Here is a 13,982-nt window from a genome sequence, read left to right as displayed (position 1 = left end):
TCCATGCAGCGGCCCGCAACGATTGAAGCAGGAGGCGCCGGCGCGGCGGCAAGCGAAGCGCATTACGTCGCCGAATTCCTGCGCGTGCGCCAGCTGGCCGAACGCGGCGTGGCCAATGCCCAGCATAGCCTGGGCTTCATGTACTTCAACGGCCAGGGCGTGGCGCAAAGCCACGAGCTGGCGCTGGCCTGGTACCGCCAGGCCGCCAACGCAGGCCTGGAGCACGCGCAATACAACCTGGGCGTGATGTTCCAGAAGGGGCAGGGCGTGGACGCCGATTTCGCCGAGGCAGCGCACTGGTACCAGCTGGCCGCCGAGCAGGGCTACGCCGCCGCGCAGTACAACCTGGGCTGGCTGTACGCCAAGGGCCAGGGCGTGCCGCACGACACCGAGAAGGCGCGCTACTGGTTCGCCAAGGCCGCCGACCAGGGCGATCCCGGCGCGCAGAACAACCTCGGCATGATGTACGACAGCGGCCGCGGCGTGCCGCAGGACTTCGCGCAAGCGATCATGTGGTACCGCAAGGCTGCCGACCAGGGCTACGCCCGCGCCCAGTTCAACCTCGGCCTGCGCTACGACAACGGGCAGGGCGTGGCGCAGGACGGCAAGCAGGCGCTGGGCTGGTTCCGCAAGGCCGCCGAGCAAGGCTACGCCGCCGCCCAGTTCAACCTCGCGCTGCGCTACGACAAGGGACAGGACGTGGCGGCCGACGCCGCGCGCGCCATCAAGTGGTACACCCTGGCGGCGCAGCAGGACCACGTCAGTTCGCAGTTCAACCTGGGCCTGATCTACGACAACGGCAACGGCGTGCCGCGCGACGAAGCGCTGGCGCTGAAGTGGTACCGCCGCGCCGCGGAACTGGGGCATGCCGGCGCGCAGAACAACCTGGGCCAGCGCTACGAGCAAGGCCAGGGCGTGGCGCAGGACCACCGCGCAGCCGCGCACTGGTACCGCAAGGCGGCCGAAGCCGGCCATCCTGCCGCGCAATACCATCTTGCGCAGCTGTACGAGCAGGGCCAGGGCGTGCCGCGCGACCAGCAGGAAGCCATCTTCTGGTACCGCAAGGCCGCCGGCCAGGGCCACCTGCGCGCGCAGTTCGACCTCGGCCTGCGCCATGAAACGGGGCAGGGCGTGCCGCAAGACGCGCGCCAGGCGCTGGCCTGGTTCCGCCGCGCCGCCGAACAGGATTACGTGGCGGCGCAATTCATGCTGGGCCAGGTCCACGACCGCGACGACGGCCCGGCGCCCGATCTGGCGCAGGCGAATGCCTGGTACCGCAAGGCCGCCGGGCAAGGTCACACGCTGGCCTGCTTCACGCTCGGCCTGCGCTACGACAACGGCCAGGGCCTGCCGCGCGACTTCACGCAAGCGCTGTCCTGGTACCTGGCTGCCGCACGCCAGGGCCACGGCCGCGCCCAGCTCAATGCCGGCCTGATGTTCCTGGCCGGCCAGGGCACGCCAACCGACGCCGAGCAAGCCTGGCGCTGGCTGTCGCTGGCCGAACGCAACGGCCAGCCCGCCGCCGCGCGCCACCTCGCCAGCGCCGCCGCCCGCCTCGCACCACACCAGCTAAGCGCGTTGCACGCCGCTCCCCAAACCCTTTCAGGGTAATTAGCGGCGACGCTGGGGCGGACGCGGGCCGGAAGCGCCGCGCTGCTCGATGTGACGGAAGACGATGCGGCCTTTGTTCAGGTCATATGGAGACAACTCCAGCGTTACCCTGTCGCCAGCGATGATACGGATGAAGTTCTTCTTCATGCGGCCGCCGGTGTAGGCAATCAGCTTGTGGCCGTTGTCCAGGTCCACGCGGAAGCGTTGCTCCGGCAGGATCTCGGTGACCACGCCATTCATTTCGATGAGTTCTTCTTTTGCCATGCTGCTTTCCTTTGCGATTGGGGAGCGAGGTGCGAAAAAAAAGCCCGCGTAGTTGCGGGCTTCGTTTCAATGTAATGCCAATATTTCAATCGCTGCTACAGCCCGTGCTATCTGCACGGTGCGAAGCGGTCAGCCAATGCTATCTGCAAGGTGCCGGCCTGTGACCAATGTTTGGTGCTACAGGGTGAAGCTCTCGAGTGCTTCACCGCGGAGCGCAGTATAACACAGGTTTTGTGCGGTGCACAAATTATTTCATTGCCGGCCCGGTCAGCGATAGCGGGAAGGATCGAACGGGTAGCTGTAAATGTTTTCGATGAAGCGTTCGCCTTCCTTGGCCTGGCGCGCCAGGTACAGGCGCTTGCCGTGCGCGAAGGGCGTAAATTCGGCCTGCGCCGTATTGTATGGGGCGCCGATATTTTTCGGCGTGCTCCAGCCGTCCTTGCCGTTGAAGCTGATGTAGAGGTCCATGTCGCCCGCGCCGCCGGGGACGTCGGAGAAGTACAGCAGGTAGCTCTGGTCGGCGGCAATGTACGGATTCGATTCGCGCCATGGGCCGGTATTGACCGGTTCGGGCATGCGCTCCGGCGCGACGTACCTGCCTTCGACGCGGCGCGAGCGCCACAGGTCCGATTTGCCTTCGGCGCCATTCTTCATGAAGTAGATGGTGCCGTCGGCGGCAATCGAGCCTGAGGACTCGGATTCATCGCTGTTGATGTCGTGGCCGAGATGGACCAGCGGCCCCCAGCGGCCATCCTGCAGCGCCACCGAGTAGATGTCGAAGCCATTGCGGGCAGGCTTGTCCGGCACCGGGCGGTTGGACTGGAAGATGATCGACTTGCCGTCGGGAGCAAAGGCCGGATCGATGTCGCGCGAGCCATCGGTGGCGGAGAACGGCACCGGTGCCGGCTTCTGCCACTTGCCATCGACCTTGTGCGATTCCACGATCACCAGCCTGGTTCGGGCGCCGCCTGACTGCACCCACAGCGCGTGCTGGCCATCGGGCGACAGCGTGAAGCCGAATACGCCGTTGTCCGACACCAGGCCTGGCTCGAACATGCCATCATTGGGCGAAGCGGCAATCGCAGTCGCTAGCAGCAGGGCGGAAATATTCATCAATGTGATTCCAGGATATCAAGTTTGCCGCCGCGCGACCGCAACAGCGGCGTGACCCGGACAGCGACAGCGCCGGGGGCTCAATTGCAGCGCCATGGTGACGCAATTGCCCCAGGCGTGCAACGCCTTTCAACGCGCGAAATGCGCTTCGATCTCTTCCAGCGTCTTGCCTTTCGTCTCCGGCAGCAGGAAGGCGGCGGCCAGGAAGTACACCACCGTGCATCCAGCCCAGAAGAAGAACATCGCCGCGTAGCCATGCCGGCCAACGGTCGGCAGGAACACGGCCGCAATAGTCGTGGAGACGAACTGGTTGACCAGCAGCGCGATGCTCATGCCGTTGGAGCGGATGCGGGTTGGCATCAGCTCCGATAGCGCGAGCCAGACGCAGACGCCGGGGCCGACGGCAAAGCTGGCCACGAACAGGCAGATTGCCAGCGTCACTTGCCAGCCGTGCGTCGCCGAAGGCAGGGCGCCGACCTGTGCCTGCTCTATTTTCAGCGGCTCGCTGCGCCCTTCAGCCGGGTCGGCAAAAGGATTCAGGTGCAGGCGGCGGAAGAAGGCGCCGATCACGCTGTCCGCCTGCACGGTGTCGTCGCGCGACAGCACCATTGGCGCCAGTGCCGGGTCGTCGCTGCGCCGCGTCTGCACGTTGGTGAACGGGCCGTAGGAGTAGGACACGGTAAGCAACTGCGGCGCGGCATCGGCGCCAAGCGCCTTCAGTGTCCTTGCGTCGAGGCGCAGCGACAGCGTATCGCCCCTGGCCTGCGCTGCCACGATGGCGCTCACGTCGCGCCGCTCGTTCTCCGCACTGCGGAACAGCAGGCCAGCGGCCAGCAAGGCGACCACGATGCCGCCGCTGCCCAGCATCAGCAGGAATTTGCGGCCCTTGCGGTCGACCAGCAGCACGGCCACCACGGTCATGACGGCGTTCAGCAGCTTGAGGCCGACGTCGGCCATGTTGGCGGTGGCGCCGGGCAGGCCGGCCTGGTTCAGGATGTTGACGACATAGGCCAGCACGGAATTGATGCCGGTCGCCTGCGTGCAGGCCAGCACCAGGCAGGCCAGCAGGAAAGGCAGGGCGTAGCGGCGGCTCAGCAGGGGATCGTCGGCGGCCGTGGCAGCGGCGCCGCCACGGCCGGCAACCACGCCGCGCGCGGCGGCGATGTCGCCCGCGGTGGGCTCGCCGGAACCGGCAGCGGCAGCGCCACGCCTGGCCAGGCCGGCGGCAGCTTGCATATCGCGCAGTTCGGCATCGGCTTCGGCCGCGGCACGGGTGCGCAGCAGGGCGGTGCGGGCTTGTTCGCTGCGGCCGCGCTGCACCAGCCAGCGCGGCGATTCAGCCAGCAAGGCGCTGCCGAAAGTGAATACCAGGCCTGGCGCAAGGCACATCCAGAAGATGCTGCGCCAGGCATGGTCCTTGGCGTCGAAAACTGCGGCGGCACGCGCGGTTTCCGCCAAGGCTTGCGCGGCTTGCGTCGCGCCTTCGACATGTTGCGCCTGCACCAGGCCGATCACGGCTGCCGCCACCAGGCCGATGGTGAGCAGGAGCTGGAACAGGGCGGCGCCGCGGCCGCGCTGCTCGGCGCGCAGGCATTCGGCCAGGTACAAAGGCACGACTACGCCGATCAAGCCGCCGCTGATCCCTTGCAGCAGGCGCCCCAGCAACAGTGGGGTATAGCCGTCCGACAGCGCGATCAGGGGAATGCTGATGGTGAACAGGGCGCCGGCCAGCACCATCGCCCAGCGGCGTCCGATGGCGTCGGCAATGGCGCCGGCAAACAGCGAAGACAGCACGGAACCGAGCAGCACCGCAGCAACGATGAAGCTCAGTTGCTGGGCGCTCAGCTTCCACGCGACGGAGGCGGTCGACTCAAGGTAAGGCAGGGCGCCGGCAATGATGCCGACATCGATCCCGTAAAGCAGGCCGCCCATCCCGGCGATAAACAGTAAATAGCGCATGGATAAGGCCTGCATTGGATCTCCTGTATGGTTATGAGAGCGGGATGGCCTCGCCTTCAACGAAGACGGCCACGGGGTGTAGGGACTGGTCCAGCACGACGATGTCGGCCCAGGCCCCCGGCGCCAGGCGGCCGCGCTGCGACTCGCCCAGGTAATCGGCAGGGAAGAGCGACAGGCGCTGCGAAGCTTCCGCCACGTCCATGCCCAGGCTGACGAAGTTGCGCAAGGCCTGGTCCATGGTCAGCACGGAGCCGGCCAGCGAACCGGTGGCAAGGCGCACGCAGCCCATGCACTTGAACACGCGCTGGGTGCCGAGCGCGTACTCGCCGTCCGGCATGCCGGTGGCGGAGGTGGCGTCGGTCACGCCGTACAGGCGCGGAATGGCGCGCAGCGCGGCGCGCATGGCGCCCGGATGCACGTGCAGCAGGTCGGGAATGATCTCGGCATATTCCGCATGCGCCATGGCCACGTCCACCATGCCCGGCTCCTTGTGGCTCATGCCGGTCATGCCGTTGAACAGGTGGGTGAAGCCGGCGGCGCCGGCGCGCATGGCAGCCACGCCGTCGTCGTAGCTGCCGGCGCTGTGGCCGATCTGGACGCGGATGCCCATGTTCTTCAGGTGCGGTATCAGTTCCAGGTGGCCCGTCACTTCGGGCGCCATGGTCAGCACGCGGATCGGCGCGATGGCGTGGTAGCTCTCCACCAGTGCGCGGCTGCCGGTCACCACGTCGGGCGGCTGGGCGCCGAGGCGGCGGCGGTTCAGGAACGGGCCTTCCAGGTGCACGCCCAGCATGCGCGCGCCGTGCTGCGGGCGTTGCGCGATGACGCCGGCCAGGCCTTGCAGTGCGTGGCGGATCGAATCCTCCCTGGCGGTCAGGGTGGTGCCGAGCAGCGCGGTGGTGCCGTGCCGCGCGTGGCTGCGCGCTACCACGCTGCCGGCTGCGCCGCCTTCCATGATGTCGACGCCGGCGGCGCCGTGCACGTGCAGGTCGACAAAGCCGGGGAGGATGGTCAGGCCTGCGCCGGGCGGCCCTTCGGTGATGCTGGTGATGCGCTGATCGAAGGCGATGCTGCCGTTGATCCAGCCGTCGGGAGTGAGGATGCGACCTTGCAGCATCTTTACTCCGCGACGATCACTTCGATGCCGCGCTTCTCCAGCCCATCGCGGTATTCGGCGCTGATGCTGGCGTCGGTGACGACGGTGTGCACGCGGTCCAGTTGCACGATGCGGTGCAGCGAGACGCGGCCGAACTTGGAAGCGTCGGTCAGCACGATGACTTTCTTGGCGCGCTCCACCATCTTGTGGTTCAGGTTTGCTTCCGCTTCGTGGTGGGTGGTGATGCCGAACTGCAGGTCGAAGCCGTCGACGCCGAGGAACAGCTTGTCGAAGTTGTAGGCCGACAGGCAGGCTTCGGCCTGGGCGCCCTGCAGCGACAGCGATTGCTTGCGCAGGCGGCCGCCGGTCAGGATCAGGTCCACGCCCGGCGCGTCGGCCAGCTCCCACGCGATGTTCAGGCCGTTGGTCAGCACCGTCACGTCGCTGGCGTCGCGCAGCTGGCGCGCCAGCGAGATGGTGGTGGTGCCGGAGTCGATGATCACGTTGTCGCCCGGCTGCACCATGCGTGCGGCCAGCAGGCCGATTTGCTCTTTCTGCGCCTGGTTCAGCGAATCCTTCTGGCGGATGGTGTGCTCGGTCGGCGGCGTGCGCGCCAGCAGGGCGCCGCCGTGGCTGCGCTGCACCAGGCCCTGGGATTCCAGCACACTGAGGTCGCTGCGGATGGTGACGGCGGAGACGCCTAGCTTGTCCACCAGGTCGGTGACCTGGACCGAACCATGTTGTACGATCGCCTGCAGGATGGTTTCGCGGCGTTGGCTGGTATTTCGCATGTCTTCTGTCGCTGGCTGTCAAAACGTCGAGCTTAACAGATGGCGGCAGCGCTGTGCCCGGCAGCGGCGTTGGCGCTGCAGGCGCGCGCATATTGCGCCAGCACGCGGCCGACCTTGTGTTCCAGCAGGGCTTGCGGCGCGGCCGCCAGTTTTCCCTGCAGCACGGCGGGCACTTGCTCCGGTAGGTACTGGCTCAGCAAAGGCAGCGGGATGCTGCGGCCGGCCAGGTTGGCCAGGAGCTGGCTGACGGCGGCGGCCACTGTCGGCTCGCCCCAGTAATAGCGGCAGCGGTCGGACAGGCCGTAGCGGCGCATCAGGCGCTGTTCCTCGGCGCTGCCCAGGTAATGCTTTTGCCAGTGCTGCGGCTTGGCCAGCATGGCCTCGTCCAGCACGTCCATCAGGCGCGAGGCCTGCTCCTTGCCCAGCAAGGCTTCCTCGATCAGGCACAGCGCCAGGAAGCCTTCGCGCAGGGCGAAGGTGGCGGCCGGGCCGACCTTGAGTATGGCGTAGTGGTCGCGCACCATCTCGTGCAGGCCCGCTTCGCGCTGGTAGTCGGTGGAATGCGCTTCGAACACCAGGCCGGGCTGGCTGGCGGCGAAGGCGGACAATCCGGCCGCCGCAACCGCGTCGTAGTGCTGCACATTGGCCTGGTCGAAATCGACGCCCGGCTGCACCACCATGGCGATCACGCGCTGCCATGCAGCGTGCAGGCCGGCTTTGGCGAAGGCGCGGCGGTGCACCTCGAGCGTGCGCTGCGCCGCCTGCGGCGCGGTGACGGCAAGCGCCTGTTCCAGCGATGCCTCGCCGCCCGGCACAGGCACTTCAGTGCCGATCACATACACCGGCGGCGGCAGGCCGGCGCGGGCCGCCGACTGCTCGGCGATGACGGCCAGGCGGACCGCGCGGGCGGCCACGGTTTCGTCGCTCAGCACCGGCTCGTCGTCGGCGCAGCGCATGCTGCAATCGAGGTGGATCTTGTGGAAGCCGGCCGACACGTAGGCGTCGATCAGCACGTCGGCATGCGCCATGGCGCTGGCCGCGTCCTGCGACTGCCAGGCGTTGGGGCCGAGGTGGTCGCCGCCCAGTACCAGGCGGTCGGCCGGGAAGCCCTGCTCCTGCGCCAGGCGATGCACATAGTCGCGGAATTGCGCCGGCTGCATGCCGGTGTAGCCGCCGAACTGGTCCACCTGGTTGGAGGTGGCTTCCACCAGCAGCAGCGTGCCGTATTGCGCGGCCACCTGCATGGCGGCGCGCAGCACGGCGGGGTGGCTGCAGCAGACGCTGTACAGGCCGACGGCGTTGCCGGCGCGGTGCGCCTCGACGATTTGCAGGACTGGGGAAAGCTGGGCAGGCTGTTTCATCGTCGTCTTAGTTCGTTTGTTGGCGCGCCAGCAGGGCGGCGCCGCGTGCACCGCCGGCATCGCCGAAGCGCGGCGCCAGCACTGGCGGAGTTTGCACGCCGCGGAACAGGTGGCGGCGCATGGCGGCCGGCAGTTGCTGGTACAGGTGCGACAGCTTGGATAGTCCGCCGCCCAGCACGATGGCGTGCGGGTCGTAGGCCAGCACCAGGCCGGCCATGGCGTGGCCCAGCAGGTCGAGGTGGATCGCCAGCGCTTGCGCGGCCAGGGCGTCGCCGTTGTTGGCGCGGCCCACGATCGCCAGCGGCTGTGCGCCGTCGCCGCCGAGGTGGGCGTGCAGCTGCGACAGGCCGGGACCGGAGACGTAGCGCTCGAGGCAGCCCTGCTTGCCGCAGGGGCAGTCCAGCACCGGCAGCTTGTAGAGGGCCAGCAGCGGCGCGGGAATCGTCCAGTGGCCCCACTCGCCGGCAATGGCGTTGAAGCCGCGTTGCAGGCGGCCGTCGACGCAGTAGCCGCCGCCGGCGCCGGTGCCGATGATGGCGCCAAACATGGTGGGCAGGCCTGCTGCAGCGCCGCCTTGCGCTTCCGACAGGGCGAAGCATTGGCAGTCGTTGCCGATGACGACGGGACGCGCCAGCGCTTCCTGCAGCGCGGCGGCGACCAGGCGCCCGTTCAGGGCCGGCACGTTGGAGCTGAGCTGGCGGCCGGTGGCGCTGTCGATCACGCCGGGCAGGCCGATGCCGACCGCGGCAGCCGGAGCCTGCGGGCCAAGCGCTGCGTCGCCGCGCGCCGCCAGGCCGCCGATCGCGGCGACGAATTCATTGAAGTCGGTGCCCGGCGTCGCGACGCGCTCGCGGAACACTTCCCGCAGTTCGCCGCCGGCATCGATCCACGACACCAGTTCGATCTTGGTGCCGCCGATATCGATGCCGTGATAGCCGGTTTGCTCAGAACTGGTCATGGCGGTAGATGGTGACGCCTTGCACCACGCGGTTGACGGTGCCGTCGGCGAAGGGATTGTCGGGTGCCAGGCCCAGCGTGGCCGACTGGTGCAGGGCGTATTGCTGCGCCATCAGCAGCCACAGTGGCGCCAGCCAGGCGTCCGGCAAGGCGGGCGCTGCGACCGTGACGTCGGATTCGCTGCCGACGGTGATCACCGAACCTGCCACGCCTTCGCGGCGCAGCTCTTGCAGCAGGTCTTCCTCATACCGGCGCGCCAGCGCTTTGCCGCTGCGGAACAGCACAACCAATGATTGCTTGTTCAGCGCCGACTTCGGGCCGTGGCGGAAACCGAGCGCGGTGTTCGACATGGCCAGCACGCGGCCGCCCGTCAGTTCCAGTATTTTCAGCGCGGATTCCTTGGCAAGTGCTTCCAGCGGACCGCTGCCCAGGTAGACCACGCGCTGTACCGGCTGCGCGGCCAGCGTGGCCACCGGCGCTGCCCAGTCGCGCAATGCGGTGTCGCCGGCCTGCGCCAGCGCTGCCAGGTGCTCCTGCCATTCGCCCTTGCCCAGCACGCACAGGGCGGCCAGCAGCATGCAGGTGAAGCTGCTGGTCATGGCGAAACCACGGTCGCAGCTGGCGGCAGGCATCAGCAGGTTGAAGGCGCGCGCGTCGGTATCGCCCTTGCGTGCCAGCTGGCCTTGCGCATTGCAGGTGATGTTCAGGAAGCGTGCGTCGGCTACCAGCTCGCGCACCAGGTCGACCGCGGCCAGGCTTTCCGGGCTGCTGCCGCTGCGGGCGAAGGACACCAGCAGGGTTGGCGCGTCCGGGTCGAGGTAGAGCTCCGGGTGGGTCAGCAGGCTGGTGGTGGCCACGGCGCGCACCTGCGCTGGCCAGGCCGCGTTCAGTTCATCGGCAACGATCTCGCCGACATAAGAGGAGCTTCCGGCGCCAGTCAGGATCACGCGCTGCTGCGGATCGTGCAGGCAGCCGCCGACGAAAGCGGCAACGTCGGCCGCGCGGCTTTGCAGGCTGCTGCGCAGTTCGCGCCACAGAGCCGGCTGCTGCGTAATCTCTTCGGCGGTATCGAGGCCGCGGATATCGCGCCAGGATTGCGGGTCACGCTGGAGGAGGGTAGTCATCGAAAAAAGAAAAGTTATTCGTTGGCTGAAAGCATAAATAGTATATTTCGAAAAGTCAAATGCGAAAGACAAACGAAAGATCTGGCCGGATGAACAGTGTGCCGGAACGGTGGTGAAGCGTTCATAATTCAGCATGCTACGTTGCGTGATAGCTACTATTCGAAAGATATTGCGCTGATTTGCTGGTCAAACGAAAGTAAATTGCGTGAAAAATGGGTGCGATAGCGCAGTTTCCTTTCTTTTTGTTGACCTTTTTTGCTTTTATTCCTAAAGTAGGACCGTCAAAACGAAAAATATTGCACCTTAGGCAGGCTTATGAAGAGACTCACCCGCACTGCAATTGCCGCTGCCGCGATGGCGCTGGCCACTGGCGCCGCCCTGGCTGCCCCGCTCGGAAAACTGCGCAGCATTGCTGCCGCGCCGGCCGCTGCCGCGGAAGGCCTGTCCTGGGACCTCGCGACCGAATCCGGCGCCATCGTGCGCGTCAGCCTGCTGCAGGACGACGTGCTGCGCATCTGGGCTGGCCCCAAAGGCAAACTGACCGATGCCGGGGACAAGGCGGCCGCCATCGTGATCGGCAAGCCGGCCGCGCATATTGAGCATAGCGTAAGCGAACAGCCCGACCACATTTTGCTGCGCACTGCGAAACTGGCCTTGCGCATCGACCGCAACCCCTTGCGTTTCAGCCTGTTCCGCGCTGGTGAAACGCAGCCGCTGTGGCGCGAAGTACAGCCGCTGGAGCTGGGGGACAGGACCAGCGTGCAGACCCTGTCCAGCGACAAGGCGGAACGCTTCTTTGGCGGCGGCCAGCAGAATGGCCGCTTCGAGTTCAAGGGGCGCCAGCTTGCCGTATCCTATTCGGGCGGATGGGAAGAGGGCGACCGCCCAAGCCCGGCGCCATTTCTCATGAGTTCGCGCGGCTGGGGCATGCTGCGCAACACCTGGTCCGACGGCAGCTATGATTTGCGCCAGCAGGACGTCGTCGCCTTGCAGCACGCAGAACCGCGCTTCGATGCCTACTACTTCGTCGGCAAGGATGTGCGCGACGTGCTGGCGCGCTACACCGAGTGGACCGGCCGCGCGCGCATGCTGCCGCGCTGGGCGCTGGAATACGGCGATGCCGATTGCTACAACGACGGCGACAACGTGAAGAAGCCGGGCACTGTGCCGAAAGGCTGGAGCGATGGCCCAAGCGGCAAGACGCCGGACGTTGTCGATTCGGTGGCGCGGAGATACCGTGAGAACGATATGCCGGGCGGCTGGATCCTGCCCAACGACGGCTACGGTTGCGGCTACACCAGCCTGCCGGAAACCGTGCAGGGCCTGGCGAAATACGGCTTTCGCACCGGCCTGTGGACCGAGAACGGCGTCGACAAGATCAAGTGGGAAGTAGGCGCCGCCGGCAGCCGGGTGCAGAAGCTGGACGTGGCCTGGACCGGCAAGGGCTACCAGTTCTCGCTGGATGCCAACAAGTCGGCCTACGACGGCATCCTGGACAATTCCGACAGCCGCCCTTTCATCTGGACCGTGATGGGATGGGCCGGTACGCAGCGCTATGCGGTGGCATGGACTGGCGACCAGAGTGCAAGCTGGGACTACATTCGCTGGCACGTGCCGACGCTGGTGGGCTCCGGCCTGTCCGGCCAGGCGTATGCGACCGGCGACGTGGATGCGATCTTTGGCGGCAGCCCCGAAACCTATTCCCGCGACCTGCAGTGGAAGGCATTCACGCCGGTGCTGATGGGGATGTCGGGCTGGTCTGCCAATGCGCGCAAGCATCCATGGTGGTTCGACGAGCCTTACCGCAGCATCAACCGCCGCTACCTGAAACTCAAGCTGCGCCTGACGCCTTACATGTACACGCTGGCGCACGAAGCGGAACAGACCGGCGCGCCGCTGGTGCGCGGCTTGATGTGGGACTACCCATCCGACCCTGCCGCCTTCACCGAAGCGTACAAGTACCAGTTCCTGCTGGGCCGCGAGGTGCTGGTAGCGCCCGTGTATCGCAGCCAGGCGGTGTCGCAAGGCTGGCGCAAGGCGATCCATCTGCCGCAGGGAACATGGTTCGAGTACTGGGACGGCCGCCAGGCAACGGCCGGCGCCGCGGGGCGCGACATCGACTTGCAGGTCACCCTCGACAAGCTGCCGATCTTCGTTCGCGCCGGCGCCATCCTGCCGATGTATCCGGAAGTCCTGTACGACGGCGAAAAACCGAAGGACGTGCTGACGCTGGACCTGTATCCGCACGGCGAATCGTCGTTCACGCTGTACGAGGACGACGGCAACACGCGCCAGTACCAGAAGGGTGCATTCAGCCGGCAGGTCCTGCGCATGCGTGAATCCGGCGGCGCCGTGAGTGTCGACATCGCCCCGGTGGAAGGCAGCTACGCAGGCCAGGAGGCACGCCGAAGCTACGTCCTGCGCATGCTGACGCGACAGCGCCCGGCGGCGGTCGCCTCTGCAAGCCGCACCCTGCCCGCATGCGCGGACCGCGCTGCCTATGACGCTGCCGCGGAAGGCTGGTATTACGACCCGCAGGAGCGCACCGGCACGCTGCACGTAAAGACCGCGAAGCAGGACATCCGCCAGCCGCTGCAAATCAGCGTCCAGGGCGCGCAAGCACTGGCCGCACAGGACGGAAGCTTCCCGCAAGCTCCTGAACTGGGCCGCGCCTTGCCGCCGGACGCCTTGCTGGTGGTGAACCGCCCCGCAGAGGAGCCAGGACACGCGCTTGAAAACGCCTTCGACGACCAAGACGCCACCTGGTTCCGCACCACCCGCAACCAGTCGATCCGCACCGGCGCCCACGAATGGACCATCGGTTTCACCGAGCGCCGCCTGGTTGACGGCATCGAGATCGCGCCGCGCAACGACGAGCACTGGAAGCACGGCCAGGTGCGGGACTATGAAATCTACATCGCCGACACGAACGGCGAATGGGGCAAGCCGAACTTCACCGGCCGCCTGAAGCTGCAGAAGGAGACGCAGACCATCAACTTCCCGGCCACAGCTGGCCGCCTGCTGCGCTTCCGCGTGCTCAGCACGCAGAACCCGGAAGGGGAAGGCGCGGCTTCCACCGACCCGATGGTGACGGCCGCCGTCCAGGCGCCGGCCAAGGCAATCAACGCCATGCAGCCGGCCGAAGTGGGGCCGATCGCGTTGTCCAGCTTCCGCATCCTCGAACATCGTGCGAAGGAAGGCACGGAGCAGCAAAGCTTCCTGTCGGACCTGCCATTGCCGAAAGGCGTCGGACGCGATCGTCCTGCCGGCAAGGGAAAGGACATGCGCATGAACGGCCTGTGGTTCCGCAAGGGACTGGGCGTCGGCCCCGCCAGCCGCATCGACCTGCAGCTGGAAGGCAGCTGGAACCTCCTGCGCGCCGACCTGGGCGTGGACGACAGCTGCCGTAGCGCCGGCGGCCTGCAATTCCAGGTCTGGAGCAGCGAGCGCCTGCTGTACGACAGCGGCCTGGTGACGGCGCCTGCCGTCGTCAAGCCGGAAATCGATGTACGCGGGTTGCGGCAACTCAGCCTGCGGACCCTGGGTGCGCGCGGCGCCCAGCCAGCCCAGGTTTGCGGCAACTGGGCCAATGCCGTACTGCTGGGCACAGAAGGCGCCACCGCCAAGACGCGCTGACCGCACATTTTTCGTCACCAAGAACGAACCCCTCTTCGGACCGGGGAGGGCGTTTTGCAAACTAAAAAAA

The 13,982-nt window shown here is 66.9% G+C and carries 10 protein-coding genes; 2 read left to right on the top strand and 8 right to left on the bottom strand.

The genetic code is table 11. The annotated features are described in order from the left end of the window. Window positions 1-3 precede the first annotated feature (3 nt). A complete protein-coding gene (locus ACN9MY_RS29765; protein ID WP_426319527.1) occupies window positions 4-1,611 on the top strand; it encodes an SEL1-like repeat protein in 1,608 nt (535 codons plus the stop codon). Here the strand turns inward: ACN9MY_RS29765 and infA are convergent, their stop codons facing one another. The 8 genes from infA to ACN9MY_RS29725 all read right to left on the bottom strand — a co-directional run bounded on the left by infA (window position 1,612) and on the right by ACN9MY_RS29725 (window position 10,276). Further along, window positions 1,612-1,875: a translation initiation factor IF-1 gene (gene infA, locus ACN9MY_RS29760; RefSeq protein ID WP_426336550.1), complete on the bottom strand. Its 264-nt coding sequence runs from the start codon at window positions 1,873-1,875 to the stop codon at window positions 1,612-1,614. It abuts the gene before it with no gap. 267 nt (window positions 1,876-2,142) lie between these two features. After that, on the bottom strand, window positions 2,143-2,988 hold the full coding sequence (locus tag ACN9MY_RS29755) for a TolB family protein (protein WP_426336549.1): 846 nt from the start codon (window positions 2,986-2,988) through the stop codon (window positions 2,143-2,145). 129 nt (window positions 2,989-3,117) lie between these two features. After that, window positions 3,118-4,962 (bottom strand): MFS transporter, encoded by a 1,845-nt coding sequence (locus ACN9MY_RS29750; RefSeq protein WP_426336548.1) that lies wholly within the window; start codon window positions 4,960-4,962, stop codon window positions 3,118-3,120. Window positions 4,963-4,978: 16 nt separating this feature from the next. Continuing rightward, on the bottom strand, window positions 4,979-6,064 hold the full coding sequence (locus tag ACN9MY_RS29745; protein WP_426165724.1) for an N-acetylglucosamine-6-phosphate deacetylase: 1,086 nt from the start codon (window positions 6,062-6,064) through the stop codon (window positions 4,979-4,981). Between the two features lie 2 nt (window positions 6,065-6,066). Beyond that, a complete protein-coding gene (locus ACN9MY_RS29740) occupies window positions 6,067-6,834 on the bottom strand; it encodes a DeoR family transcriptional regulator (RefSeq protein WP_426165722.1) in 768 nt (255 codons plus the stop codon). Between the two features lie 32 nt (window positions 6,835-6,866). Continuing rightward, the gene (locus ACN9MY_RS29735) at window positions 6,867-8,195 is read right to left on the bottom strand and encodes a D-tagatose-bisphosphate aldolase, class II, non-catalytic subunit (protein WP_426336547.1); all 1,329 of its coding nucleotides are present in this window, start codon (window positions 8,193-8,195) and stop codon (window positions 6,867-6,869) included. A 7-nt stretch (window positions 8,196-8,202) separates the two neighbouring features. Next, window positions 8,203-9,153 (bottom strand): ROK family protein, encoded by a 951-nt coding sequence (locus tag ACN9MY_RS29730; protein WP_426319523.1) that lies wholly within the window; start codon window positions 9,151-9,153, stop codon window positions 8,203-8,205. Next, complete coding sequence (locus ACN9MY_RS29725) at window positions 9,140-10,276, bottom strand: SIS domain-containing protein (protein WP_426319522.1); 1,137 nt, start codon at window positions 10,274-10,276, stop codon at window positions 9,140-9,142. The genes ACN9MY_RS29730 and ACN9MY_RS29725 overlap by 14 nt, the downstream gene beginning before the upstream one ends. A gap of 315 nt (window positions 10,277-10,591) precedes the next feature. On the opposite strand from ACN9MY_RS29725, the gene ACN9MY_RS29720 reads away from it, so the two are divergent. Next, the gene (locus tag ACN9MY_RS29720; RefSeq protein WP_426336546.1) at window positions 10,592-13,912 is read left to right on the top strand and encodes a TIM-barrel domain-containing protein; all 3,321 of its coding nucleotides are present in this window, start codon (window positions 10,592-10,594) and stop codon (window positions 13,910-13,912) included. Window positions 13,913-13,982 lie beyond the last annotated feature (70 nt).

It is taken from the genome of Pseudoduganella sp. R-31 (assembly GCF_049913235.1).
In the GTDB taxonomy this organism is placed as follows: Bacteria; Pseudomonadota; Gammaproteobacteria; order Burkholderiales; family Burkholderiaceae_D; genus Rugamonas.
Note: the sequence above shows the minus strand (reverse complement) of the source record. Positions and strands in the feature narration are given on the sequence as shown.

What these genes read in the sequence shown, in the direction of transcription:
- ACN9MY_RS29750 (WP_426336548.1), bottom strand. Translation starts at nt 4,962, where the DNA reads ATGCAGGCCTTATCCATGCGCTATTTACTGTTTATCGCCGGGATGGGC.
- ACN9MY_RS29725 (WP_426319522.1), bottom strand. Translation starts at nt 10,276, where the DNA reads ATGACTACCCTCCTCCAGCGTGACCCGCAATCCTGGCGCGATATCCGC.
- ACN9MY_RS29730 (WP_426319523.1), bottom strand. Translation starts at nt 9,153, where the DNA reads ATGACCAGTTCTGAGCAAACCGGCTATCACGGCATCGATATCGGCGGC.
- ACN9MY_RS29735 (WP_426336547.1), bottom strand. Translation starts at nt 8,195, where the DNA reads ATGAAACAGCCTGCCCAGCTTTCCCCAGTCCTGCAAATCGTCGAGGCG.
- ACN9MY_RS29765 (WP_426319527.1), top strand. Translation starts at nt 4, where the DNA reads ATGCAGCGGCCCGCAACGATTGAAGCAGGAGGCGCCGGCGCGGCGGCA.
- ACN9MY_RS29740 (WP_426165722.1), bottom strand. Translation starts at nt 6,834, where the DNA reads ATGCGAAATACCAGCCAACGCCGCGAAACCATCCTGCAGGCGATCGTA.
- ACN9MY_RS29720 (WP_426336546.1), top strand. Translation starts at nt 10,592, where the DNA reads ATGAAGAGACTCACCCGCACTGCAATTGCCGCTGCCGCGATGGCGCTG.
- ACN9MY_RS29755 (WP_426336549.1), bottom strand. Translation starts at nt 2,988, where the DNA reads ATGAATATTTCCGCCCTGCTGCTAGCGACTGCGATTGCCGCTTCGCCC.
- ACN9MY_RS29745 (WP_426165724.1), bottom strand. Translation starts at nt 6,064, where the DNA reads ATGCTGCAAGGTCGCATCCTCACTCCCGACGGCTGGATCAACGGCAGC.
- infA (WP_426336550.1), bottom strand. Translation starts at nt 1,875, where the DNA reads ATGGCAAAAGAAGAACTCATCGAAATGAATGGCGTGGTCACCGAGATC.